At 72.4% G+C, this 23,362-nt stretch carries 17 protein-coding genes and 2 pseudogenes; 12 read left to right on the top strand and 7 right to left on the bottom strand.

Going from position 1 to position 23,362, the window contains the following annotated elements:
- Positions 1 to 90: 90 nt before the first annotated feature.
- Positions 91 to 1,311 carry a glycoside hydrolase family 64 protein gene (locus ACVHNB_RS13415; RefSeq protein ID WP_456228168.1) on the top strand — a complete coding sequence of 407 codons (1,221 nt, stop codon included), beginning with the start codon at positions 91 to 93 and terminating at the stop codon, positions 1,309 to 1,311.
- Between the two features lie 21 nt (positions 1,312 to 1,332).
- Here the strand turns inward: ACVHNB_RS13415 and ACVHNB_RS13410 are convergent, their stop codons facing one another.
- Together ACVHNB_RS13410 and ACVHNB_RS13405 are read right to left on the bottom strand one after the other, a co-directional pair.
- Positions 1,333 to 2,922, bottom strand: a complete 1,590-nt coding sequence (locus ACVHNB_RS13410) for a GMC family oxidoreductase (RefSeq protein ID WP_428951067.1) — start codon at positions 2,920 to 2,922, stop codon at positions 1,333 to 1,335.
- Positions 2,923 to 3,052: 130 nt separating this feature from the next.
- Positions 3,053 to 3,481: pseudogene (locus ACVHNB_RS13405) on the bottom strand (LLM class flavin-dependent oxidoreductase); the annotation flags it as partial.
- A 2-nt stretch (positions 3,482 to 3,483) separates the two neighbouring features.
- On the opposite strand from ACVHNB_RS13405, the pseudogene ACVHNB_RS13400 reads away from it, so the two are divergent.
- Positions 3,484 to 3,727, top strand: a pseudogene (locus ACVHNB_RS13400) (IclR family transcriptional regulator domain-containing protein); the annotation flags it as partial.
- Positions 3,728 to 3,746: 19 nt separating this feature from the next.
- Here ACVHNB_RS13400 and ACVHNB_RS13395 read toward each other — a convergent pair.
- Complete coding sequence (locus ACVHNB_RS13395; protein WP_428957472.1) at positions 3,747 to 4,691, bottom strand: multicopper oxidase domain-containing protein; 945 nt, start codon at positions 4,689 to 4,691, stop codon at positions 3,747 to 3,749.
- Positions 4,692 to 4,951: 260 nt separating this feature from the next.
- Between ACVHNB_RS13395 and ACVHNB_RS13390 the strand changes: the two genes are divergently transcribed.
- Both ACVHNB_RS13390 and ACVHNB_RS13385 read left to right on the top strand, forming a co-directional pair.
- Positions 4,952 to 7,462: a ThuA domain-containing protein gene (locus tag ACVHNB_RS13390; RefSeq protein ID WP_428951068.1), complete on the top strand. Its 2,511-nt coding sequence runs from the start codon at positions 4,952 to 4,954 to the stop codon at positions 7,460 to 7,462.
- A gap of 4 nt (positions 7,463 to 7,466) precedes the next feature.
- Positions 7,467 to 9,692, top strand: coding sequence for an OmpL47-type beta-barrel domain-containing protein (locus ACVHNB_RS13385; RefSeq protein ID WP_428951069.1), 2,226 nt, complete (start codon positions 7,467 to 7,469; stop codon positions 9,690 to 9,692).
- Between the two features lie 27 nt (positions 9,693 to 9,719).
- Here ACVHNB_RS13385 and ligD read toward each other — a convergent pair whose 3' ends face one another.
- Positions 9,720 to 10,751, bottom strand: a complete 1,032-nt coding sequence (gene ligD, locus ACVHNB_RS13380; RefSeq protein WP_428951070.1) for a non-homologous end-joining DNA ligase — start codon at positions 10,749 to 10,751, stop codon at positions 9,720 to 9,722.
- A 73-nt stretch (positions 10,752 to 10,824) separates the two neighbouring features.
- Here ligD and ACVHNB_RS13375 point away from each other — a divergent pair, with 73 nt between their 5' ends.
- Together ACVHNB_RS13375 and ACVHNB_RS13370 are read left to right on the top strand one after the other, a co-directional pair.
- The gene (locus ACVHNB_RS13375) at positions 10,825 to 11,886 is read left to right on the top strand and encodes an ATP-dependent DNA ligase (RefSeq protein ID WP_456228167.1); all 1,062 of its coding nucleotides are present in this window, start codon (positions 10,825 to 10,827) and stop codon (positions 11,884 to 11,886) included.
- A 61-nt stretch (positions 11,887 to 11,947) separates the two neighbouring features.
- A complete protein-coding gene (locus tag ACVHNB_RS13370) occupies positions 11,948 to 12,865 on the top strand; it encodes a DUF3048 domain-containing protein (RefSeq protein ID WP_428951072.1) in 918 nt (305 codons plus the stop codon).
- A 29-nt stretch (positions 12,866 to 12,894) separates the two neighbouring features.
- Here the strand turns inward: ACVHNB_RS13370 and ACVHNB_RS13365 are convergent, their stop codons facing one another.
- Positions 12,895 to 13,362: a MarR family winged helix-turn-helix transcriptional regulator gene (locus tag ACVHNB_RS13365; protein ID WP_428951073.1), complete on the bottom strand. Its 468-nt coding sequence runs from the start codon at positions 13,360 to 13,362 to the stop codon at positions 12,895 to 12,897.
- A gap of 149 nt (positions 13,363 to 13,511) precedes the next feature.
- Between ACVHNB_RS13365 and pcaH the strand changes: the two genes are divergently transcribed.
- The 5 genes from pcaH (at position 13,512) to ACVHNB_RS13340 (ending at position 18,435) form a co-directional block, all read left to right on the top strand.
- On the top strand, positions 13,512 to 14,285 hold the full coding sequence (gene pcaH, locus ACVHNB_RS13360) for a protocatechuate 3,4-dioxygenase subunit beta (RefSeq protein ID WP_428951074.1): 774 nt from the start codon (positions 13,512 to 13,514) through the stop codon (positions 14,283 to 14,285).
- Positions 14,286 to 14,294: 9 nt separating this feature from the next.
- Positions 14,295 to 14,900: a protocatechuate 3,4-dioxygenase subunit alpha gene (gene pcaG / locus ACVHNB_RS13355; RefSeq protein WP_428951075.1), complete on the top strand. Its 606-nt coding sequence runs from the start codon at positions 14,295 to 14,297 to the stop codon at positions 14,898 to 14,900.
- On the top strand, positions 14,897 to 16,207 hold the full coding sequence (gene pcaB / locus ACVHNB_RS13350) for a 3-carboxy-cis,cis-muconate cycloisomerase (protein WP_456228166.1): 1,311 nt from the start codon (positions 14,897 to 14,899) through the stop codon (positions 16,205 to 16,207). Before pcaG ends, pcaB begins: the two co-directional genes overlap by 4 nt.
- Before the next feature lie 223 nt (positions 16,208 to 16,430).
- Complete coding sequence (gene pcaDC, locus ACVHNB_RS13345) at positions 16,431 to 17,561, top strand: bifunctional 3-oxoadipate enol-lactonase/4-carboxymuconolactone decarboxylase PcaDC (protein ID WP_456228165.1); 1,131 nt, start codon at positions 16,431 to 16,433, stop codon at positions 17,559 to 17,561.
- A 64-nt stretch (positions 17,562 to 17,625) separates the two neighbouring features.
- Positions 17,626 to 18,435 carry an SDR family NAD(P)-dependent oxidoreductase gene (locus ACVHNB_RS13340; protein WP_428951078.1) on the top strand — a complete coding sequence of 270 codons (810 nt, stop codon included), beginning with the start codon at positions 17,626 to 17,628 and terminating at the stop codon, positions 18,433 to 18,435.
- A 99-nt stretch (positions 18,436 to 18,534) separates the two neighbouring features.
- Here ACVHNB_RS13340 and ACVHNB_RS13335 read toward each other — a convergent pair whose 3' ends face one another.
- A complete protein-coding gene (locus ACVHNB_RS13335) occupies positions 18,535 to 21,210 on the bottom strand; it encodes an ATP-binding protein (protein ID WP_456228164.1) in 2,676 nt (891 codons plus the stop codon).
- Positions 21,211 to 21,439: 229 nt separating this feature from the next.
- Here ACVHNB_RS13335 and ACVHNB_RS13330 point away from each other — a divergent pair, with 229 nt between their 5' ends.
- Positions 21,440 to 22,504 carry a DUF2510 domain-containing protein gene (locus ACVHNB_RS13330; protein ID WP_456228163.1) on the top strand — a complete coding sequence of 355 codons (1,065 nt, stop codon included), beginning with the start codon at positions 21,440 to 21,442 and terminating at the stop codon, positions 22,502 to 22,504.
- A 151-nt stretch (positions 22,505 to 22,655) separates the two neighbouring features.
- On the opposite strand, the gene ACVHNB_RS13325 is transcribed toward ACVHNB_RS13330, so the two are convergent.
- Complete coding sequence (locus ACVHNB_RS13325; protein ID WP_428951081.1) at positions 22,656 to 23,294, bottom strand: TetR/AcrR family transcriptional regulator; 639 nt, start codon at positions 23,292 to 23,294, stop codon at positions 22,656 to 22,658.
- Positions 23,295 to 23,362 lie beyond the last annotated feature (68 nt).

The following is a 23,362-nucleotide window of genomic DNA, read 5'->3' as shown; positions in this document are numbered from 1 at the left end:
GAGCGCTCCCTGTCATAAGTCTTGACGCTCCTCATCCCTCTCGCCACAGTGGGGCACCCCACTCACCCCCCACATTTCAGGAGTGCGATCGTGATATCGCGCAGGATGTTCCTCGCCGGCGCCGGGGCGACCGTCGCAACGGCCGCCGCCTCCCTGTCCGTTCCCGCCTGGACCGCGGGCGCCGCGCCCGCCACCTGTGAACTGGCCCTGGAGAACAAGTCGTTGTCCGGGACCGTGCGCGCGTACGTCACCGGCCACGAGCAGTCCTCCGGCAACTGGGTGCTGCTGCGCGCCGACGGCAGTGTCTACCGCCCCGAGTCGCCGAGCGCCCCGCAGACGCCGCTGCCCGTCGACTGCGCCATCCCGCTGAACCCGGCGGGGTCCGCTCCCAAGGTCGTGACGCTGCCTCAGATGTACGGCGCGCGCGTCTACTTCGTCCGCGACGACACGCTGGACTTCTTCCTGAACCCCGGCCCGGGTCTCGTCGAGCCGGCCTTCGCGACCCCCACCGACGCGAACTACGGCAAGACCTGGTCGTTCTGCGAATTCACCTTCAACACCGAGCAGTTGTACGCCAACATCAGCTACGTCGACCTGGTGACGGCCCTGCCGATCGGGCTGACCCTGGAGGGCGACACGACCCACACCGTCGCCCCGCTGCCGGACGGCGCCGTCGACAGGATCGCCGCGGATCTGGCCGCCCAGGCCGCCAAGGACGGGCAGCCCTGGGACAAGCTCGTCATCAAGGGCGGCGACGGCAAGGTGCTGCGCGTCATCTCGCCGCAGAACCTGATGGCGCCGTACTTCGACCGGCCCGACGAGATGCCGTTCCGCGACGTGTGGAACGGCTACATCGACCAGGTCTGGGACAAGTACCGCTCGACCGACCTGAAGATCGACCTGCAGGGCGGCCGCGGCGTGTTCACCGGCCGGGTCAGCGGCGACACCCTGACCTTCAACGGCGGGCACACCTTCACCAAGCCCGCCTCGAAGGACATCTTCACCTGCAACCACGGCCCGTTCACCAACAACCCGGCCGACTCCGACGACAAGAAGGGCCTGCTGGCCCGCCTCGCCGCCGGATTCAACCGCAGCATCATGCTCACCCACCCCGAGCAGCCGAACGGCGCCGGGTCCGGCGACTACTACACGGACGCCACGACGAACCACTGGTCGCGCATCGTGCACGCCAACTCGCCCATCGGGTACGCCTTCCCGTACGACGACGTCCGCCCCGACGGGGAGCCGGACGTGTCGGGCGCGGCCAATGACGGCAACCCGCGCCGCTTCACGGTGAGCGTCGGTTCCTGACCGGTCCCCTCGCACCACGCGTCATGCGCCGGCGTCCTCGCGGATCAGCTCCACGGCCTTCTCCGCGAGGGCGACGGTCGGCGCGTGCGTATGGCCCCGGGTGATGCGCGGCATGACGGAGGCGTCGACGACGCGCAGCGCCTCGGTGCCGCGGACCCGCAGCCGCGGATCGGTGACGGAGCCCTCGTCGGCGCCCATCCGGCAGGTGCCGACGGGGTGGTAGAGGGTCTCGGCGTGGGCCCGGATCGAGCGGACGAGCGTCTCGTCGTCGACGACACCCGGGTACCCGGCCATGGGCGCGGAGTGCAGCGGGCGCAGCGCGGCGTCCGCCAGCAGTTCCTCGGCCCTGCGCACGCCCGCGACCAGTGTGCGCAGATCGTCCTCGTGGGCCAGGTAGTCCGGGTCGATGCGGGGGCGGGCGGCGCCGGGTCCCGTCGGTGTGATGCGGCCCGCGCTGTGCGGCTGGAGGAGGACCACGCCGAGGGTGATGCCGTGCTCGGTCGGCGGGGTCAGCCCGTGGTCGACGAACGGGACGGGCGCGTAGACCACCTCGATGTCGGGGGCGGCGAGTTCGGGCCGTGTCCGGATGAAGGCGACGGCCTCGCCCACGTTCGAGGTGAGCGGTCCGCGGCCCCGGAGCAGGAAGCGGGCGATGTTGGCGGGCGTGTCGGCGCCGGTGAGGGTGACGGGGCGCGGGCAGCGGACGGTGACCGCGTAGGAGAGGTGGTCCTGGAGGTGCCGGCCCACGTCGGGCGAGGCGACGAGCGGGTCGATGCCGGCGGCGGTGAGGGCGTCCGGGTCGCCGATGCCCGCCTGTTGCAGCAGGTGCGGCGAGCCGATGGCACCCGCGGCGAGGATCACCTCACGGGTGGCGCGCAGCGCCCCGGCGGACACCCCGTCGGCGACCACACCCGCGGCGCGGACGCCGTCGAAGTCGATCCGGGTCACACGGGCGCCGGTGTGGATGTCGAGGTTGGGGCGGCGCGCGGCGGGCCTGAGGTATCCGTCGGCGGCGCTCCAGCGGCGGCCGCGGTGCTGGTTGACCGGTGTGAGGGCGAAGCCGCCGTGGTCCGGCTGGTTCAGCTCCCCGAGATCGCGCAGGCCCTGGGCGCGGCAGGCGTCCAGGAAGGCGTGGGTGGTGGGGTTCGGGTGGCGGGGCGGGGAGATGTGCAGGGGGCCGAGCGTGCCGTACACGGACTTCTCGTGCCGGGCGCCGGCCCACCGTTCGGCGCGCTGGAAGTACCGCACGAACGCGTCGTGGGACCATTCGGGTCCGGCGGCCTCGCCCCACGCGTCGTAGTCGTCGCGGTGTCCGCGCACCCACATCATGGCGTTCAGGGACGACGAGCCGCCGAGCATGTGCCCCCGCGGCCAGTACAACTCCCTCTCGTTCAGGGCGCTTTGCCCGGTCGTGGCGTAGTCCCAGTCGTACGGCGTCCTGAACAGCTTCGGGAACGCGGCCGGTATCCGGATCTCCGGCTTGCGGTCGCGCGGCCCGGACTCGACGAGCGCGACCCGGACGGACGGATCCTCGCTCAGCCGCCCGGCCAGCACACATCCGGCGGACCCGGCCCCGACGATGACGTAGTCGTACGTGCGGTCCTTGCTCAACTCGGCTCCTTCGACGACTCGTTGGCGCGTACAGGTGTCATCGATGGTCTACACCCGGGCGGGGGCGGCCGTACACACGCAGGGGTGCGGGGTGAGTGAGGGCCGGACGATCTCCGGGCGGGTCAGCCGGTCAGCGGGGCCTGCCCACCCCCAGCGCGGGCAGCACGGTCTCCGCCACCCGGTACGCCTCCTCCAGGAGCGGATTGCCGGACAGGATGACGGTGTCGACGCCCAGAGACCTGAACTCCTCCAGACGGGCGATGACTTGCGCGGTGGATCCGACGACGGCCGTGCCGGGGCCGGGGCGGAACAGGCTCATGCCGGGCCAGAGGTTGGGGTGGGCCTCCGGTTCCCGGGCCCGAGCGGGGACCCTCCCGCCGTGCTGGCGGAACTGGCGCTGCCAGCCGACGCCGTCCTCGCCCGCGCGGTCGCCCGGCTGCCGGGCCTACGTCGCCTCGCTCGTGACGTCGAGGAGACGGTCGGCGGCGGCCCACGCCCGGTCCTCGGTGTCCCGGACGATGAGGTGCAGGCGCAGTCCGATCCGCAGGGTGCGGCCGTACGTTGGCTCGTGTACGGGAAGCGGGTCATGCCCTGAACGACGGCGAGTCCGCACACGGCGTGCGCACCCTCGCGGTGCCGGTCCTCGACCGGGCGGCCCACGCCCGGTTCGCCCTCGCGGTGCGGGCGACCCCGGGGCTGATCCCCGACGCGCGCGTGCCGTGATTCCTGGAGAGGGCCCGGGCGTGCGCCCGGGCCCCTGGAGGTCCTGCTGCTGCCTCCGGGCGAGCGGCCCGAAGGGACGTGACGTACCGGACCGGCGGCCGTCAGTGATGCGGCGCGTCGTACGGCGGGATCGACCCGTCCGCCTTCTTCACCAGGAACAGCCCCGCCATCCCCATGTCGGAATGGCTCTGGACATGGCAGTGGTACATCCAGGCCCCGGCCCCGACGCCCTCCCCCGCGATGAACTGGAACCCGAACGAGTCCGCCGGGCCGCAGATCTTGTTGTCGAGGACCTGGGACGGGTCGTCGGGGCCGGTGAGCATGCCCGTGCGGTTGTCCGCCCAGCGGTGACCGTGCATGTGGAACGTGTGGTAGTACTCGCCGTGCGTGATCATCACGATCTCGACCCGGTCGCCCACCGTGGCCTCGAAGTTCGGGGCTTCGTGGGCCGCCTTGTTGTTGATCGTCATGTCGTTGAAGACGATGGTGAACGTCTTGCCGGGGTCGGGCAGGATGTCGCCCTTGCGGCGCACGATCACCGGGCCGTAGAGGCCCTTCCGGATCCCGCCCGTGCCGTGGTCCGTGCCGACGACGTGGTCGTGGTAGTGCCAGTAGCCCGCGGTACCCGGGCGCCACGTGCCGTCCTTGCGGCGGCCCGGCGCGTGGGTGCGCCAGGTGTAGGTGCGGGTGCCGCCGGGTTCGACGTGGCTGCGGTTCATCCGCGTGCCGTCGCTGGAGATCTCGTAGTCCATGCCGTGGACGTGCAGGCTCGCGTCGACGTCCGTCAGGTTCTCGAACTCGATGTGCAGGGTGTCGCCCTCGTTGAGCTCGATGAGCGGGCCGGGGATCGACGCCTTGCCCTTCTCGAAGCCGTAGCCGAGCTGGCCGTCCGCGAGCTTCTCCGCGTACATCGTGATGTGCTTGACCTCGCCGCCCGCGGGCGCGGTGCGCGGCGGGGTGTCGGCGCCGGCGGCCTGCGGTGCCGCCGCCGCGAGCGACAACGATGTCACCCCGGCCGTCGCCGCCACCGCGCCGCCGATCAGCATGCGCCGGCTCAGCGCGCGCCTGTCCCGCTCGCTCGCCCGGTTCGGCTCGTCGTGCAGTTCATCGTGTTCCGTCGTCACGGCCAACTCCCCAGCCTCGTACGAGCTTTCACGTCGCGCTGAGCACGGTAGCCACGTGATCTTCGTTTATCCACACTCAGGACAAAGTTTGTGGAATCGCGGTCATACCTATTGGCGTGCCGCGCAAAGAGGTCTAGCTTTCACCGCGCTGTTGCTGTGTCCGACGAGGGGTGGGTGAACACATGCGGCGGTTACCGCATCAAGAGCCGTTGCCCGTACGAGAGTTCAGAGCGAGCAGAAGCAGACGCGGCCGGATCTGGGCGGCCGGTGTCGCCGCGGGTGTCGTGGCCGCCGGGCTGCTGAGCGGGCCCGCCGCCAGCGCGCGGCCGGCCCCGGAGCCGCTGACAACGATGTCCGTCAAGTCGCCGCCCGGCGGCGCCAATGTGCGGGTCCTGGTGTTCTACGGGTCCGCGGCCGGGGGTGACGAGTCGCCCCTGGTGAACGCGGGCATCGAGGCGATCGAGAAGATCGGCCAGTCCGGCGCGGCCGGGCAGCGCTTCACGATCCAGGCGACCGATGACGCGTCCGTGTTCACGAACGGCACCAAGCTGGGCCGTTTCAACTCCGTCGTGTTCCTGACCGGCGGGGGCGACGTCCTCGACCCCGATCAGGAAGCGGGCCTGGAGACGTACATGGAGGCCGGCGGCGGGTTCGTCGGCATTCATGACGCGGCGCGCGCCGAGCCGTACTCGGACTGGTTCACCGGTCTGATCGGGGCCCGTCCGGCCGCCTCGTCGCCCGCCTCCGTACAGCGGGCCACCGTCGAGGTCGGCGACCGGCAGCATCCGGCGACGAAGGACCTGCCGGTGCAGTGGAAGCGGCCCGACCAGTGGCTGAACTGGACGAAGAACCCGTCCGGCGACGTGCACACGGTGGCCCGGGTCAACGAGTCCACGTACAAGCCGGGCGAGAGCGCGAACGGCGCCGACCACCCGGTCTCGTGGTGCCGCGACTACGACGGCGGCCGCTCCTTCTACACCGGGATGGGCGGGACCGTGTCGTCGTTCGACGAGGCGGACTTCCGCGACCATCTGCGCGGGGCGCTGCTGTGGACGACGCGGATCGTGCGCGCCGACTGCAAGGCCGCGATCAACGCCAACTACAAGGCCGAGCGCCTCACCCAGCCCAACCAGGCCGGGCAGAACGACCAGATCGGCGAGCCGCACGGGCTCGTCACCGCTCCCGACGGCCGGGTGCTCTACATCGGCCGCGGCGGCGCGGACTCCTCCCAGCCCGTGGTCACCGACTGGAACGACCCGGACGTCGGCAAGGGCAAGGGGCAGGTCCACGTCTACGACCCGAAGACCAAGAAGGTGACTCTCGCAGGGGAGTTGACCGTCTTCGGCAACAAAGGCGGCGGCGACGAGCTGATCAAGGTCGAGGAGGGCCTGCTCGGGATCGAGCTGGACCCGAGGTTCGAGCAGAACGGGTGGGTGTACCTGCACTACACGCCGCACGCGCAGCTCGACCGGGACAAGCAGCTCGCCGAGCGGCGCGTCTCCCGCTTCACGCTCGACCTCGCCACGAACAAGCTGGACCTGAGCAGCGAGAAGGTGCTGCTCAAGTGGCCGGTGCAGGTGCACAGTTGCTGCCACGCGGGTGGCGGGATGGCCTGGGACTCGAAGGGCAATCTCTACATCGCGACCGGTGACAACAACTCCTCGCAGTTCAGCGACGGTTACTCGGGCAACAACCCGCAGCCGAACTACAAGGGCGTCTCGTTCGCCGACGCGCGCCGCACCGCCGGCAACACCAACAACCTCAACGGGAAGATCCTGCGGATCCACCCGGAGGCCGACGGGACGTACACCCTGCCGGAGGGGAACCTCTTCACCGGCAAGGAGACGGCCGAGGGCGGCGGCAAGACGCGCGGCGAGATCTATGTGATGGGTGTCCGCAATCCGGCGCGCATCTCGATCGACAAGAAGACCGACACCCTGTACGCGGGCTGGGTCGGCCCGGACGCCGGTGAGCCGTCGACGACCTGGGGTCCGGCCAAGTACGACCAGTTCGCCGTCATCACCAAGGCGTCCAACCGCGGCTGGCCGTACTGCATGGGCAACAAGCAGCCCTACCGCGACCGCAATCTGCCGGACCCGACGAAGCCGCTGGGCTGGTACGACTGCGACCACCCGAAGAACGAGTCGCCGAACAACGACGGTCTCGTCAACCTGCCGCCGGTCACCGGGAACAACATCTGGTACTCGCCGCAGGGCGGGGCGCCCGACTATCCGCGCGACGCCAAGGGTGTCCCCTCGTACAAGAAGGAGGAGGCCAAGTACCTGCTGCCGTGGCTGAAGGGCGGCGGCCAAGCCGCGATGGACGGTCCCGTCTACCGCTACGACGCGTCGATCGCGAACGCGGACAAGTGGCCGAGCTACTGGGACGGGAAGTGGTTCGTCGGTGACTTCTACGACTCCGACCAGCCGCGCAACGCGGTCCTCACCGACCCGAAGACGCACGGCGACGGATCGGTACCGGTCCACTCGGAGTCGCTGAAGAAGATCATTCCGATCGGCAACGACGGCATCAAGAACCTCATGGACTGGAAGTTCGGTCCCGACGGTGCCCTGTACGTCCTCGACTACGGCCGTGGCTTCTTCACCTCCGACAGCAAGTCGGCGCTGTGGAAGGTCACGTACACCGGCGGCGAGGCGACCCCGGCGGCCGATCAGCTGGCCAGGAAGGGCTGATCCCATGCGACCTACGCGAATCATGCGCCCCGTCCGCAGACACAGACTCCTCACGGCGCTGCTCGCCGCCCTGCTGATGTGCCTCGGGCTCGGCGCGCTGCCCGCGGCGACGGCGGCGCCGGCGCCCGAGGCGGCGGCCGACCAGGTGCTGACCTGGACGGCCGGCGACGACATCACGAAGTACGCGTCGGCGCCGACGACGGCGGTCGCCGGCAAGGCGACGATCGTCTTCGAGAACAGCACGGCGACCGGCAACACCATGGGGATGCCGCACACGCTGACGTTCGACGTGTCGGACCCCGAGTACAACAACGACGTGCCGCTGAACATCCTGGCCAACCCGAACGACGACCAGGGCGGCAAGCACACGGCCGAGGTCACCCTCTCCCCCGGGCGCTACCGCTACCACTGCACGATCCCCGGCCACAGCAGCATGCAGGGGATCCTGGTGGTGACGGACGGCGGCGGCGGTGACGACACGACCGCTCCGGAGACCTCGGCGAAGGCCGAGGGGCAGACGAACGCCGACGGCGCGTTCGTCGGGTCCGCGTCCGTGTCGGTCACCGCGACCGACGACGGCTCCGGCGTCGACAAGATCGAGTACGCCCTGGACGACGGTGCCTACACGCCGTACACGGCGCCGGTGGTCGTCGACCAGGTCGGCACGCACACCCTGAAGTACAAGGCGACCGACAAGGCGGGCAACGCGGCCGCCGAGAAGTCCCTGGACTTCACGGTGGTGGCGCCGCCGACGGACGACCAGACGCCGCCGGAGACCTCGGCGACGGTGACCGGCGACAAGGACGAGTCCGGCGCCTACGTCGGCATGGCCACGGTGACGGTCTCCGCCTCGGACACCGGTTCCGGGGTGAACACCGTCGAGTACGCGGTCGGTGCGGACGGCGCCTGGCAGCCGTACACCGCGCCGGTGATGGTCCACGACCCGGGCACCTACAAGGTGCGTTACCGGGCCGCGGACAAGGCGGGGAACGCCGCCGCCGAGAAGTCCGTCGACTTCACGGTGGTCGCGCCGCCCGCCCAGGACACGACGCCGCCGACGGTGTCCCTCGCGGTCGCCGGGGACAAGAACTCCGACGGCGCCTACATCAACTCCGCGAAGCTGACGCTGACGGCGACGGACGACGACTCCGGTGTCGACAAGGTCGAGTACTCCCTCGACGGCGGCCCCTACCTCGCGTACACCGCCCCCGTGGTGGTGGACCGGGTGGGCGCCCACTCGGTGGCGTACCGGGCGAGCGACAAGGCGGGCAACGCCGCCGCGGCGCAGACGTTCGTGTTCGCGGTCGCCTCGGGCGGCGGGGTCCCGGCGCCCAACTGCCCGGAGCTCGACGAGCGTGCCACGGTGTTCGTGGGCACGACGGACACGGGCATCCCGAACCGGGTCACCAACAACCGGTGCCGGATCGGCGAGTTGATCGAGGACGAGAAGGAGTGGACGTCGCACGCGCTCTTCGTGAAGCACGTGAAGACGGTCACCGACAAGCTCCTGAAGGAAGGCGTCGTCGACCAGCGCGAGTACAACAAGATCAACAAGGCGGCGAAGGCGTCCCCGATCGGAAAGCCCGGCCAGACCGAGGGCTACACCAAGATCCTGGACGGCACGCAGGAGCAGTTCGCCAAGTGGGAGCAGGTCGGCGGCGGGAAGTTCGCGCTGAACGCCGACGGTTCGATCACCAGTCGTACGGACGTCGACGGCATGGGGATGCTGTGGTTCCCGCAGCGCAAGTACGGGAACTTCTCGCTGAAGCTGCAGTGGCGTGACGACGCGCCGGGCACGGGCAACGCCAACGGCGGTGTGTTCGTGCGCTTCCCGTGGGTGCACGACAACCCCGAGGAGCCGAACCCGGAGTGGGTCGCCATCAAGTACGGGCACGAGATCCAGGTGCTCGACCGTCCCGACGGCGACATGTACAAGACCGGTTCGGTCTACGGCTTCGACCGGGTCGGCCTCGCGGGAGCGGGCGTCACCCAGAAGGGCACGTGGAACGACTACGAGATCAAGGTGGTGGACCAGCACTTCTCGATCTACCGCAACGGTGTGCTGATCAACGAGTTCGACAACACCGGTGGCCAGGTCTTCGAGCCGCCGCGGGGCGACGACCCGGGCACGGACGGCCGGCGCTACTCCTCCGGCTACGTCGGGCTCCAGGTGCACAGCACGTCGGACGTGATCTCCTACCGGGACATCCGCGTGAAGGAACTCCCCTAAAACACAGGTGAGTTGGGTCGAGCCGGGTCAGTCCTCGTGTCTGGCCCGGCTCGGCTGTACCCGCTTGGGCTCGCCCGGCATCTTCGGGTACTCGGGCGGGTACGGCAGATCGCCCAGGCCCCGGTCCCTCTCGTCCTTGTCGGCGAGTTCGAGGAGCGCCTCCAAGGAGTGCCGCTCCTCGTCCATCCCGGCGTGCACGTCGCCGAGTTCGGCGTACCGCTTGGGCATGGTGACGATGTCGAAGTCGCGGGGCAGCGCGTCGCCGAGCTCGTCCCAGGTGAGCGGGGCGGAGACGGGCGCGTGCGGGCGGGCGCGGACCGAATAGGCGGAGGCGATGGTCCGGTCCCGGGCCGTCTGGTTGTAGTCGACGAAGATGCGCTCGCCGCGCTCCTCCTTCCACCAGGCCGTGGTGACCGACCCCGGCATGCGGCGCTCCAGTTCACGGCCGCAGGCGATGGCGGCACGGCGCACCTCGACGAAGGTCCAGCGCGGCTCGATGGGCACGAAGACGTGCAGCCCGCGTCCGCCGGAGGTCTTGGGCCAGCCGCGCAGACCGCCGAAGTCGTGCAGGACGGACCGCAGTTCCCGGGCGGCGTGCACGGCGTCGGCGTAGTCGGTGCCGGGCTGCGGATCGAGGTCGATGCGGAGTTCGTCGGGGTGGTCCGGGTCGGCGCGGCGCACCGGCCAGGGGTGGAAGGTGAGGGTGCCGTACTGGGCGGCCCAGATCACGGCGGCGACCTCGGTGGGGCACATCTCGTCGGCGGTGCGGCCCGAGGGGAAGGTGATGGTGGCGGTGGGGATCCAGTCGGGCAGGTTCTTGGGGGCCCGCTTCTGGTAGAAGGACTCGCCGGTGACGCCGTCGGGGTAGCGCTCCAGGGTGGTGGGGCGGTCGCGCAGGGCGCGCAGGATGCCGTCGCCCACGGCGAGGAAGTAGTTCGCGAGGTCCAGCTTGGTGTACCGGACCGTTCCCCCGTCGGGGAAGAACACCTTGTCGGGGCTGGACAGACGCACCGTCCGCCCGCCCGCTTCCAGCTCCACTGCCGCACCCTTGCTGCCCATGCGCCTACGCTAGGCCGAAGGGACGTACGGCGCATACCGGGCGACAAGCTGGCATAAGAGACAGAATCGGTGCATGGATCTTCCCGTGATGCCGCCGGTCCGCCCGATGCTCGCCAAGTCCGCCGCCCGGATCCCCGCCGGGATGCACTACGAGGCGAAGTGGGACGGCTTCCGGGCGATCGTGTTCCGGGACGGCACGGAGATCGAGCTGGGCAGCCGTTCCACCAAGTCGCTGACCAGGTACTTTCCCGAGCTGGTGGCGGCGCTCTCCGAGCGGCTGCCCCAGCGGTGCGTGCTCGACGGGGAGATCGTGATCGCGCGGGACGGGCGGCTCGACTTCGACGCGCTCACCGAGCGGATCCATCCGGCCGCGTCGCGCGTGCGGACCCTGGCCGAGCGCACGCCCGCGTCGTTCGTGGCGTTCGACGTGCTGGCCCTCGACGACGAGTCGCTGGTCGACCGGCCGCTGACCGAGCGCAGGCGGCGCCTGGAGGAGGGCCTCGCGGACGCCTCGGCACCGGTGCACGTGGCCCCCGCGACGACCGATGCCGCGCTCGCGGCCGACTGGTTCGAGCAGTACGAGGGCGCGGGGCTGGACGGCGTCGTGGCCAAACCCCTCGACCTGCGCTACCGGCAGGACGAGCGCCTCATGATCAAGGTCAAGCACGAGCGGACCGCGGACTGCGTGGTCGCCGGGTACCGCTTCCACAAGAGCGGCCCGGTCGTCGGCTCGCTGCTGCTCGGCCTGTACGACGACGCGGGCACGTTGCAGCACGTCGGGGTCTGCGCGGCCTTCACGATGAAGCGGCGCACGGAACTGATCGCCGAGCTGGAGCCGCTGCGCATGGAGTCCGCCGAGGGCCATCCCTGGGCCGCCTGGTCGGACGAGGCGGCGCACGAGAAGTCCCGGATGCCGGGCGCGACCAGCCGCTGGACCGGCAAGAAGGACCTGTCCTGGGTGGCGCTGCGCCCGGAGCGGGTGGCCGAGGTGGCGTACGAGCACATGGAGAACGGGGCGCGCTTCCGGCACACGGCCCGCTTCCGGCGCTGGCGCCCGGACCGGGACCCGGCGAGCTGTACGTACGCGCAGTTGGAGGAGCCCATGAGGTTCGACCTGGCGGACGTGCTGCGCTGAGCGGTCCGCCGGAGCGCGGGCGCCGCACTTGGGGTGCGCGTCCGAGGGGTATGCAGGACCCGTGGACGCGAACGGAATACGCAGGCGTGGGTTCGTCGCCGGTGCGCTCGGGGTGCTCGCGGCGGCCTGTGACCCCGACGGCAACGGTTCCCCGGCACGGCGCGACACCGCCCTGCTCGCCGTGAAGATCGACAACGTGGGTGCCGCGAGGCCGCAGACCGGCATCGAGGACGCCGACATCGTGTACGCCGAGCAGGTCGAGGGCGGGCTCAGCCGGCTGATGGCGGTGTTCGGATCGCACGTGCCGGATGTCGTGGGGCCGGTGCGCAGCGCGCGGGAGACCGATCTGGAGCTGCTGCGGCAGTTCGACCGGCCGACGCTCGCGTACTCGGGCGCCCAGGGAAAGCTGCAGCCGCTGATCGACGCGGCGCCGCTGCGCGCGATGCCGCAGGGCGAGCACTCCGGCGCGTACTTCCGGGGCGGCGGGAAGCCCGCCCCGCACAACCTCTACCTGCGCCCCGCCAGGCTGGGCCGGCCGACGTCGGGGGCGGGCGCGGGGCAGGCGGCCGGCTTCCGGTTCGCCACCGGGGTGCCGGGCGGCGGCCGGCCCGAGACGGCGTGGACGGTGCGCTTCCCCGCGGCCCGGTTCACCTTCGACTGGTCGGCGGGCCGACGGCGCTGGCTGGTGGGCATGGACGGGCGCGCGGCCGTGACGGCCGGCGGGGAGCGGCTCGCCGCGGCGACAGTGGTCGTGCAGTACGTCGACGTTCTGGCGTCCCGGTTCCACGACAAGTTCGGCAGCACGTCACCGCTGTCGCGCACCGTCGGCTCGGGGCGGGCCGTGGTACTGCGGGACGGACGGGCGTACGACGCGCGGTGGCAGCGGCCGAGCGCGGGTGAGGGCACCGCCTTCACGGCGGACGGGCAGCCGCTGGCATTCGCGCCGGGGCAGGTGTGGGTGGTGTTCGCGAAGAAGTAGCGCGGCGGCGGGCGGGCCGTGGGTGCCCGTCAGGCGTGCGGCGCCGCGAGCGGGTCCGCCGGGTCGCGCAGGCCCTCCGCCGCGTCGGCGACCCGCTGGATCAGATCGAAGAAGACCCCCTGCTCCTCGGCGCTCAGCGGGGCCAGGAAGATCTGGTTCATCCGCGCGGTGCGCACGGTCAGCTTCTTGTGCGTGCGCAGCCCCTCGGGCGTCAGCCTGAGCAGCCGTCGGCGGCCGTCCTCCGGGTCGCGCGTCCGGTCGACCAGCTCGCGCCGGGTGAGGCGGGTGATCACCTCGGCGATCGTGGACCGGTCGAGGCCGACGCGTTCACCGACGGTGCGCTGGTCCAGGCCCGGCTCGGCCACCAGGGTGTTGAGGACGGCGAACTGCGGTGACGTGATCTCCTCCGAGACCATCGTGTTCCACAGCAGGTAGTGCGCCTGCTGGAGTCGCCGGGCGAGGTGCCCGGGGTGGGTGGTCAGGTCCACCGCGGCCATCACGGTCCTCCGATTACGTAGGTGTACTGAGGAATCTTAGACCCCTTGACGGTCAACTTGCCTGGTGGCAACGTGAGGCCCGTTCGAAAAATACTCAGTGCGCTGAGTAGTTTCTGGAGACGGACACCGGACGCATGGACAAGGTCGGCATGACACTCACCCAGCAGGACATCGACGCGGAGATAGCGGCCGAGCACGCCGCGTACGAGAAGCGGGTCCGCGGGGGTGGCCCCGTGGAGCACCATCCGCGCCGCGACTACGCCCCCTACCGCTCGTCGCTGCTGCGCCACCCCACCCGGCCCCTGGTCGCCATCGACGTGTCGAAGGACCCGGAGCTGGTGGAGCTGGCCTCCCCCGCCTTCGGCGAACGCGACATCACGGAGATCGACAGCGACCTCACGCGGCAGCACCACGGCGAACCGATCGGCGAGCGCATCACCGTCTCGGGCCGGCTCCTCGACCGGGACGGCCGGCCGGTGCGCGGCCAGCTCGTCGAGGTCTGGCAGGCCAATTCGGCGGGCCGCTACGCCCACCAGCGCGAGCAGCACGACGCCCCGCTCGACCCCAACTTCACCGGGGTGGGCCGCACGTTGACGGATGCCGAGGGCCGCTACCACTTCACCACGATCCAGCCGGGCCCCTACCCGTGGCGCAATCACGTCAACGCCTGGCGTCCGGCACACATCCACTTCTCGATGTTCGGCTCGGCGTTCACCCAGCGGCTCGTGACGCAGATGTACTTCCCGAGCGATCCGCTGTTCCCGTACGACCCGATCATCCAGTCCGTCACCGACGACGCCGCGCGCGGGCGCCTGGTCGCGACGTACGACCACAGCCTGTCCGTGCCGGAGTTCTCGATGGGCTACCACTGGGACATCGTGCTCGACGGCCCGCGGGCCACCTGGATCGAAGAAGGGCGCTGAGCGACCACCATGACGAAGATCGACACGAGCGACCCGGCGAACGTGCTGCCCACGCCCTCCCACACGGTCGGCCCGTTCTACGGGTACGCGCTGCCGTTCCCCGGCGGCGGCGACATCGCGCCCGTCGGCCACCCCGACACCGTCACCCTCCAGGGGCACGTCCGCGACGGCGAGGGCGCTCCGCTGCCGGACGCCTTCGTGGAGCTGTGGGGCCCGGACCCCGACGGCCGGCTGCCGCGGGTCGACGGCTCGATCCTGCGCGACCCGGCGACCGGCGGACATCTGGGGCGCAACGGCGTGGAGTTCACCGGCTGGGGCCGCGTCCAGACCGACGCGAGCGGCCACTGGTACGCCCGCACGCTGCGGCCCGGCGCACGCGGCGACAACGCGCCCTACCTCAGCGCCTGCGTCTTCGCCCGCGGCCTGCTGGTCCATCTCTTCACCCGGATCTACCTGCCCGGCGACGACGCGGCCCTCGCCGCGGATCCGCTCCTGGCCCGGCTGGAGCCCGCGCGGCGCGACACGCTGATCGCGCGGGAGCAGCCGGACGGCACGTACCGTTTCGACATCCGCCTTCAGGGCGAGGGCGAGACGGTCTTCCTGGAGTTCACGTGACCCTGTTCGACCCCGGCACCGAGGACGCGCCCGTCGAGCGCATCACGTCCGAAGAGGCTTTCCTGCAAGCCCTGTTGGACGCGGAGGCGGCCCTGACCCGGGCGCAGGCCGCGCTCGGGCTCGCTCCGGCCGAGGCCGCCGGGACCGTGACGGCGGCCGCCTCGGCCGGCGCCTTCGACGTCCGGGACCTCGCGCGCCGGGCCCGCTCCGGCGGCAACCCGGTGATCCCGCTGGTCGCGGACCTCACGGCGGCCGTCCCCGCGGCACACGGGCCGTACGTGCACCGGGGCGCGACGAGCCAGGACATCCTCGACTCCGCCCTGATGCTCATCGCGGCGCGCACCCTGGATGCCGTGCTCGGCGAAATCGCCCGCACGGAGGGCGGGTTGGCGCGGATCGCCGCCGAGCACCGGGACACCATGATGCCCGGACGCACGCTCACCCAGCACGCCGTGCCGACGACGTTCGGGCTGAAGGCGGCAGGCTGGCGCTCACTGGTACTGGACGCGCGGGATCGGCTGCGGCACGTACGGGAGTCCCTGCCGGTCCAACTGGGCGGGGCCGCGGGCACGTTGGCGGCCTTCGAGGCGTACGGCGCGTCCGATCCACTGGCGCTCGTCACGTCGTACGCCCAGGAACTCGGCCTCCGCGCGCCGGAGTTGCCGTGGCACGCGCTGCGGACGCCGGTCGCGGACCTCGGGGGCGCGTTGGCGTTCACGGCCGGTGTGCTCGGCAAGGTGGCCGCCGACGTCGTCACTCTGTCCCGTACGGAGATCGCGGAGGTCGCGGAGGGTGCGGGCGGCGGTTCGTCCGCCATGCCGCACAAGGCCAACCCGGTGCGGGCCACGCTGATCGCCGCCGCGGCCCGCCGTGCGCCCGGGCTCGCGGCGACGCTGTACGGGTCGATGGCCGCGGAGGACGAACGGCCGGCCGGCGCGTGGCACGCCGAGTGGGCCACGCTGCGGGAGCTGTCGCGGGTGGCCGGCGGGGCGGCGCGGGACGCGGCCGAACTGGTCGAGGGGCTCGTGGTGCACGCCGACGCGATGCGCGCCCATCTCGCCCTGACCGGCGGGGCGATCGTGTCCGAGCGGCTGTCCGCCGAACTGGCCGGGCGGTTCGGCCGCGGCCGGGCGAAGACGCTGCTCGCCGCGGCGGCCCGGCGGGCCCGCGAGGAACGGCGGCCGCTGGGTGCGGTCCTTGCCGAGGAACCGGACCTGGCGGACGTCGACGTGACGGGGCTGATGGATCCGGCGCGGTATGTCGGGGCGGCGGGCGCACTGGTGGACCGGGCGCTGGCCCGCCGGTGACCTGCCTCTTCCCACCGTGCGCTGCTGCGCGCCGCCGGGCGGCCGCGGCGGAGGAAGGCTTCCCGGGGTCGGGCGCCGCCCCGCACCCCGGAGGGGGCGCGGGGCGGCGCCCGACCCCGGACAGGTTGCGCCCGATGGCCGTCCGGCCTCCGCCCCGCGCCCCCGACCCCCGCTGCCCGCTTCCCGCTTCCCGACCTGTCCGCACGACGTCCCTGGAGCCCTCGTGAACCCCGCCCCCACCGCATTCCTCCACCACCGCGCCGAAGGCTCCCCGTCCGCTCCCCCGCTGCTGCTCGGCCCGTCCCTCGGGACGTCGCTCGCGCTGTGGGACCAGGTCGCGCCCGAGCTGTCGAGCGCGCACCGCGTCGTGCGGTGGGACCTGCCGGGCCACGGCGGCTCGGACGCCGGGCTGATCTCCGCCGGGGCGAGTGTCGGTGACCTCGCCGGACTGGTGCTCGCCCTCGCCGACGAGCTCGGCATCGAGCGGTTCGCCTACGCGGGCGTCTCGTTGGGCGGCGCCGTCGGACTGCACCTCGCCGTGCACCACCCGGAGCGGGTCGGCAGTCTCGCCGTGATCTGCTCCTCCGCGCACTTCGGCGGTGCGAAGGCCTGGCAGGATCGGGCCGCGCTCGTACGGAAGGAGGGGACGGCGGGCGTGGCCGGGACGGCGCCGTCCCGCTGGTTCACCCCCGCGTTCAGCTCGCCCCGGCTCGTGCAGGACAACCGGGACGCCGACCCGGAGGCGTACGCCGCCTGCTGCGACGCGCTCGCCGCGTTCGACCTCACCGGCCGGCTCGGGGAGATCTCCGTGCCGACGCTGCTCGTCGCCGGACGCGACGACCCGGCGACCCCGCCCGCCCATCTGCGGGAGATCGCCGACGCGGTGCCGGGCGCCGAGCTCGCCGAGCTGGCCGGGGCCTCGCATTTGGCGGTCGCCGAGCGCCCGGAGGCGGTCCTCGGGCTGCTGCGGGGACATCTCGGGCAGGGCGCCCGGCGCGGCATGGAGGTGCGGCGCCAGGTGCTCGGCGACGCACACGTCGACCGGGCGCAGGCGCGGCAGACGCCGTTCACCGCGGGGTTCCAGGACTTCATCTCGCGCTATGCGTGGGGCGAGATCTGGACCGATCCGACGCTCACCCGGCGCGAGCGCAGCATGGTCACGATGACCGCGCTGGTCGCGCACGGCCATCACGACGAGCTGGCCATGCATGTGCGGGCCGCCCTGCGGGGCGGCCTCACCCCGGAGGAGATCGGCGCGGTGCTCCGGCAGTGCGCGGTGTACGTGGGCGTGCCCGCCGCCAACTCCGCGTTCGCTGTCGCCCAGCGGGTGCTCGCCGAGGAAGACGCAGGGTGACCCTGGCGGACGTAGGTTCAGCCGGGCCTCCTGCGCGGTCCGGCCGCGCGCCTAGCCTGGCCGCATGGCCACACTTCTGATCACCGGTGCCACTTCCGGTCTCGGCCGGTACCTCGCCCTCGACCTCGTCCGCGCCGGTCATGTCGTCCTCGCCCACGGCCGGGACCAGGGCCGTACGGACTCGCTCGTCGCCGAACTGCGGGCCGCCGCCGGCCGCGGTGGGCACGCCGAGGGGTTCGTCGCCGATCTCGCCTCGCTGGCGCAGGTGCGCGAGCTCGGCGCCCGCGTCGCCGCGGCCCGTCCGGATCTCGACGTCCTCGTGAACAACGCCGGGGTGGGGGCGGGCCCGCGCGGCGGCGGCCGTGAGCTCAGCGCGGACGGGCACGAGCTGCGGCTCGCCGTGAACCTGCTCGCGCCCGTCGCCCTGACCCGGGCGCTGCTCCCGGTGCTGCGCGCCAACGCCCCGGCCCGCATCGTGAACTGCGGATCCCTCGGGCAGTCACCGCTCGACTTCGACGACCTGGACCTCGCCCGGGAGTACAACGGGAGCGAGGCCTACTGCCGGGCCAAGTTCGCGCTCGCCGCCCACACCTTCTCGCTGGCGCGTGAGCTGTCGGGCACCGGCGTAACGGTCAACGTGATCCACCCGGCGACGTACATGGACACGGCGATGGTGCGGGACGCCGGGATCCGGCCGTGGAACAGCGTCGCCGACGGCGCCGTGGGGGTCCTCGCCCTGGCCACGGGCGCGCCGGGCGCCGAGTCCACGGGCCGGTTCTTCGACGGGCCGCGGCCGGCGCGGGCGCACCGGGCGACGTACGACCGTGCCGTGCAGGAGCGCCTCGACGCCGAACTGGAGCGCCTGCTCGGCTGAGGTCCGCGATGGCGCCGCGGCGATGAGTTCCGCTGCCTGGTCCGGCGGAGCTGACCGCGGCGCGCGGGGGCGGTACCCGGCCCCCGCGCCGACGGCGCTCTAGCGCAGCCCCCTGCCGGTCTCCAGCACGTCCCTGGCCCGCGCCGCGAGACCGTCCGCGCCGCACGAACGAGCCAGGGTCAGACCGCGGTTGAGCTCGGACAAGGAGCGCGCCGCCATGCCGTACTCGACCCGGGCGAGGGCGTGCTCGTACGCGCAGGGCGAGGCTTCGAGGTACGTGACCGCCTTGGCGTACAGGGTGAGTTGCTGCTGTCCGGTGGCCAGGGCGGCAGCGCAGCGCAGCGCTTCACCGATCGCGGTGTCCGTGCCGAAGCGCTCGGCCTGGACGCGGGCCTCCGCGACGAGCTCGGCGGCGCGGCGCGGGTCGGTGGGGGCGAGGGCACGGGCCAGGTCGCAGGCCCACGGGGCCATGATCGTGTTGTGTCCGCCGCGGGCGATGGCGGCCTTGGCCGCGCTCTCCAGCTCGTTGACCCCCTCCTCGACCCGGCCGGTGGCCAGGAGCAGGCGGCCGCGGACCGAGTGCGCGTCGGGCAGCACGATCGTCGACGGGTAGGGCGGGCCGAAGGAGTAGCGGTCGGCGACGGCCTGCGCCTCGTCGGCCTTGCCGCGGGCGAGCAGGGTGTCGATGAGCATGCACGCCGCGTCCCAGTGCATCGGCAGTCCGCGCCCGACGCGGTCGGCGAGGCGCAGCGATTCGCGCAGGAACGCCTCGGCGTCGGTGAGGCGGCCGCGCCTGCGGTGCACATAGCCGACGAAGGCGTGGGCGATGGCGATGTGGCCGCCGCTCCAGCCGGCCGTCTCGTACTCGCGGACGGCCTCGGTGAACAGGCTCTCGGCCCGGTCGAGCCGGTCGGAGAACAGGTACGCGCTGCCGAGCATGGCGAGGACCTCGAAGCCCCACTCGGGGTCGGTCCAGCCGAGGCCGGGCGCGAGACGGCCGTTGACGAGGGCGCGGTCGCAGCGCTCGACGACCTCCTCCGCGTTCTCCCCGCGGGTCATCGCGTCGAAGGCGCGCAGGATCAGCAGCACGCGCTCGGGGTTGTCGCGGCCGCCGAGCCGGTCGGCGATCGCCGCGAGGTTCCGGGAGCGGCCCGGGGAGTCCTCCTCGCCGGCGTGGATGCCCTCCCACATGAAGTGCACGGCCTGGAGGCGCAGCCGGGCGGGGCCGGGGTCGAGGCGCTCGGCCTCGGTGTCGATGAGGCGCAGCGCCTCCTCCAGCTGGTCGTTGTGGACCAGGGCCTGGGAGAGGCGGCACACCGCGTCGACGCGCTGGTCGCCGTCGAGCCCCGGGGTCGTGTCGAGGGCCGCCTCGAGGTGCTTGATGGTGGTGGCGGGCGAGGTGAGCAGGGTGGCGCAGCCCAACTCGTAGAGCAGCTGCGGGCGCACGTCGGGCAGCGGCGGCTCCTGGAGGGCGCGCTCCAGACAGCGCCGGGCGGCGTCGGGCGCGCCGACGGCGAGGTGTTCGCGGGCGGCGGAGCGCATCTGCTCGACGAGTTCGGGGTCGTCGTCCGGGTGCACCTCGAGCAGGTGGCGGGAGGCCGCGGCGGGCCCGCGGCCGGACGCGGTGACGGCCCAGGCGGCCTGGCCGTGCATGGCGGTGCGGGTGGCCGGCGGGATCGCGTCGTAGACGGCGGAGGCGATCAGCGGGTGGACGAACTCCAGGGCGGTCGTGGCGCCGTACGCGGAGTCGGTCAGGATGCGGGCGGCTCGCAGCCGCTCGGAGCAGCGTCCGGCCTGTTCCGGGTTGAGCCCGGCGAGCAGGGCGGCGAGTCCGGAGTCGATCCGGGTGCCGAGGATGGCGGCGGCCCAGGCGAACTTGACCGACTCGGTGCCGAGTCCTTCGAGGCGGGCGACGAGTCCGCGGCCGCGCGCCGACTTGTTCAGCGCGCGCAGCTCGCCGGCCGCGTCCTCCTGGGGGTTCAGCTCGCTGTCCTGCACCTTGGCGAGCAACTCGACGGTCTCGTACGGGTTCCCGCCGGTGACCGCCCACACCTCGCGGCAGAACGGGTCGTCGGCGTGGCCGCCGAGCGTGGCCCGGGTCAGTCCCGCGGTGGCTTCCGGGGTGAGGGCGCGCAGTCGGGCGATGCCGGGCCGGGCGGCGGCGGCCACCGCGTCCAGGCAGACGGCGGCGGGCTCGTCCTCGGGGTCGCGCTGGGCGACCACGACGAGCACGGGCAGGTCGTCGAGGCGCTCGGCGAACGCGGCCAGCCACTCCAGGGTCTCCAGGTCGGCCCAGTGCGCGTCGTCGACGAGGATCAGCAGCGGCCAGTGCAGGCGGGCCAGCCGGGACACGGCGGCGACCAGACCGTCGCGCACACCCTGCGGGTCGGCCTGGCGTCCCGTGGGCTCGGCTATGCCGAGGGCGGGGCCCGCGATGTCGTACCAGTCGCCGAAGTACTCGCGGGTCTCCTCCTCGGAGAGCTCGAGCAGGGCGGGCTGCAGGAGTTGCCGTACGACGTTGAAGGGGACGGATGTCACCGTCTCGCCGCCCCGGGCGGTCCACACGGTCGCCCGGCCCGCCGCGACCTCGCGCAGCCGGCCGAGCAGGGCGGTCTTCCCGATGCCCGCCTCGCCCTTGTACACGACGAGGCTGCCCGACGACGCGGCGTCGCCGCACAGGTCGTCCAACGCGCTCAGCGCGACGCCGAGTTCGGACTCCCGCTCCCACAGCGGCGGGCCGGAGGAGGCGGCGTCCTCGTGCCGTCCCTGAGTCATCCCGCACCCTCCAGGTGTCGTTCACGTCGATCGATCACTTCGATCGATCGGTGTACTGGTCACGAGGGTAATGCGCGGCGGCGCGCCGTGGTGGGGGGTCTCGTGAGCCGGTGACTTTTGATCGGACCTGGGGGCCGGCCCGGTCGACGGGGCGCCGATCCGTAACGATCCCGACCGCAATGCGGACCCTCTCATCCCCTTTTCAGGCACGCCTCATACTGTTCCGTTCATGACGTCGCAGACTCCCGCAGGCTGGTACCCCGATCCCGGTCAGGTCCCCGACGGCCCGCGCACCGAACGCTGGTGGGACGGCAGCCGCTGGACGGATCAGACCCGGCCCGCCACGACCCCGCCGCCGTTCCCGCCGCAGGCGGCCGCGCCCGGTCCGGTGGCGCCGTCCCAGCAGCCGACGGCCCCTGGGACGATTCCGGCGTACCAGGACCACCAGAACTACCCGATGTATCCCGGTCAGTTGCCTCCGATGCCGCCGAAGCCGCGCAGGCGGGCGCGGATCGCGATAGCCGCCGGCATCGCGGTGGTCGTCCTCGCCGGCATCGGCGGCGGCGTCTACGCGCTCACGTCGGACGGCGACGGCAAGAGCAGCAGGGCCGGCGGGGAGTCGCGGCAGCCCCAGGAGCCGCGGCAGCCCGAGGGGCCTGGCGGCGGCGCGGGCGGGGGCGACGGCAGCCCCTCCCCCGACGCGCCCGGCTCACCGCGGGCCCCGCTCGACGAGGGCTACGCCACCGACATCGTGAACGGGGTCGCGCTGCCGGTGCTCGACGGCTGGACGGGGTCCGACGGCGCGGGCGTGGCCGGCGTGCAGACGGGCACGTACAAGTGCCCCGACGACGTGGAGCAGAGCTGCGTGAAGGGCGGCGCGTCCACCTCGTCGGCGAAGAGCCTCAAGCTCGACGCGTCGACCGCCGAGGCGGCGGCGAAGGAGGACATCCTCAAGAACGCCAAGGCGTCCTACGGCGGCAAGGTCTACGGCGGCATCCTCAACCACGACGAACTGCTGTCGAAGAAGGTCACGGTCGCCGGGCAGCAGGGCTACCGGGTCCGCTGGAACGTGGACACCAAGTCGAAGATCGACGCCTGGGTGGAGTCGGTCGCGTTCCCCTCGCCGTCCGACCCCAAGACGCTCGTCGTCGTGCGGATCGGCGTCGACATCCCGCGCACCGACAAGGAGAAGGCGGCGGGTCCGGACGACACGGCGATCGACAAGCTCGTCGAGGGCATCAAGAAGGCCGACGTCACCGGCGGCGGCACGGGCGGCAACGGCCAGGACGTCTGACCCCGGAGCGGACCCGGACACACAGGGTCGGGCGGGTTCCCCTCCGCTCATGGAGGAACCCGCCCGGCCCGGGGGTGCGCGCCGCCCCCGTCCCCACGGTGCGGCGCGGGCAGACCACCGGTCGGTCATCCCTGCGACCGGCGGCCCACGTTCAGGTGGCCCGATCCGAGGCGGTCAGGCCGAGCCCCGGAAGCAGCACGTTCTCGACGAAGCCGACCAGGTAGTCGGCGTCGGCGTCGCGCCCCTCCAGGACGGGGCGGCTGCGCATCACTCCGAAGAGCTGCGCGGCCAGGTACGGCAGCGCCGGATGGTCGGCGGCGATCTCGCCGCGCGCCACGGCCCGCTCCGTCATCGCCTTGATGGAGGCGAGCTCCGGCTCGATCAGCGCCTCGCGCAGCGCGCCCTTCAGCTCGCCGTCCTGCCGGACCGCGTGCCCGAGCGCCTGCATCAGCGCGGTGTCCGGCAGCGCCTGCGCCGCCGCGTTGCGTGCCGCGGCGACGAGGTCGCCCGCGAGGCTGCCGGTGTCGGCGGCGGAGAACTTCGTACAGCGTCCAGCCCGCAGCGCGGCGGCCACGAGCTGCGGTTTCGTCTTCCACTGACGGTACAGCGTGGACTTGCTGCAGCAGGCCTGGGCGGCGACGCCCTCCATGGTCAGCGCGTCGTACCCGTTCCTGCGCAGCTGGTCGAGGACCGCGTCGTAGAACTCCTGCGCCCGCTCGGGGGTGATCTTGGAACGGCGCGAGGCGGTCGGCACTGTCGCTGCCTCGGTGACCGGTTCCCGCGTCGTCATGACCCCACTCCTCGCTCGGCGGCTCGTGTCGATGAGATCACACCCTCTCATCGATACGCCAGTGTACC

The sequence above is a fragment of the Streptomyces sp. YJ-C3 genome, from assembly GCF_053891275.1.
Note: the sequence above shows the minus strand (reverse complement) of the source record. Positions and strands in the feature narration are given on the sequence as shown.

Excerpts from the sequence above, each read along its gene's own strand:
- ACVHNB_RS13390 (WP_428951068.1), top strand. The coding sequence starts at position 4,952 with ATGCGGCGGTTACCGCATCAAGAGCCGTTGCCCGTACGAGAGTTCAGA.
- ACVHNB_RS13395 (WP_428957472.1), bottom strand. The coding sequence starts at position 4,691 with ATGCTGATCGGCGGCGCGGTGGCGGCGACGGCCGGGGTGACATCGTTG.
- ligD (WP_428951070.1), bottom strand. The coding sequence starts at position 10,751 with ATGGGCAGCAAGGGTGCGGCAGTGGAGCTGGAAGCGGGCGGGCGGACG.
- pcaH (WP_428951074.1), top strand. The coding sequence starts at position 13,512 with ATGACACTCACCCAGCAGGACATCGACGCGGAGATAGCGGCCGAGCAC.
- ACVHNB_RS13335 (WP_456228164.1), bottom strand. The coding sequence starts at position 21,210 with ATGACTCAGGGACGGCACGAGGACGCCGCCTCCTCCGGCCCGCCGCTG.
- ACVHNB_RS13365 (WP_428951073.1), bottom strand. The coding sequence starts at position 13,362 with ATGGCCGCGGTGGACCTGACCACCCACCCCGGGCACCTCGCCCGGCGA.
- ACVHNB_RS13330 (WP_456228163.1), top strand. The coding sequence starts at position 21,440 with ATGACGTCGCAGACTCCCGCAGGCTGGTACCCCGATCCCGGTCAGGTC.
- ACVHNB_RS13375 (WP_456228167.1), top strand. The coding sequence starts at position 10,825 with ATGGATCTTCCCGTGATGCCGCCGGTCCGCCCGATGCTCGCCAAGTCC.
- ACVHNB_RS13340 (WP_428951078.1), top strand. The coding sequence starts at position 17,626 with ATGGCCACACTTCTGATCACCGGTGCCACTTCCGGTCTCGGCCGGTAC.
- ACVHNB_RS13325 (WP_428951081.1), bottom strand. The coding sequence starts at position 23,294 with ATGACGACGCGGGAACCGGTCACCGAGGCAGCGACAGTGCCGACCGCC.
- pcaG (WP_428951075.1), top strand. The coding sequence starts at position 14,295 with ATGACGAAGATCGACACGAGCGACCCGGCGAACGTGCTGCCCACGCCC.
- ACVHNB_RS13385 (WP_428951069.1), top strand. The coding sequence starts at position 7,467 with ATGCGACCTACGCGAATCATGCGCCCCGTCCGCAGACACAGACTCCTC.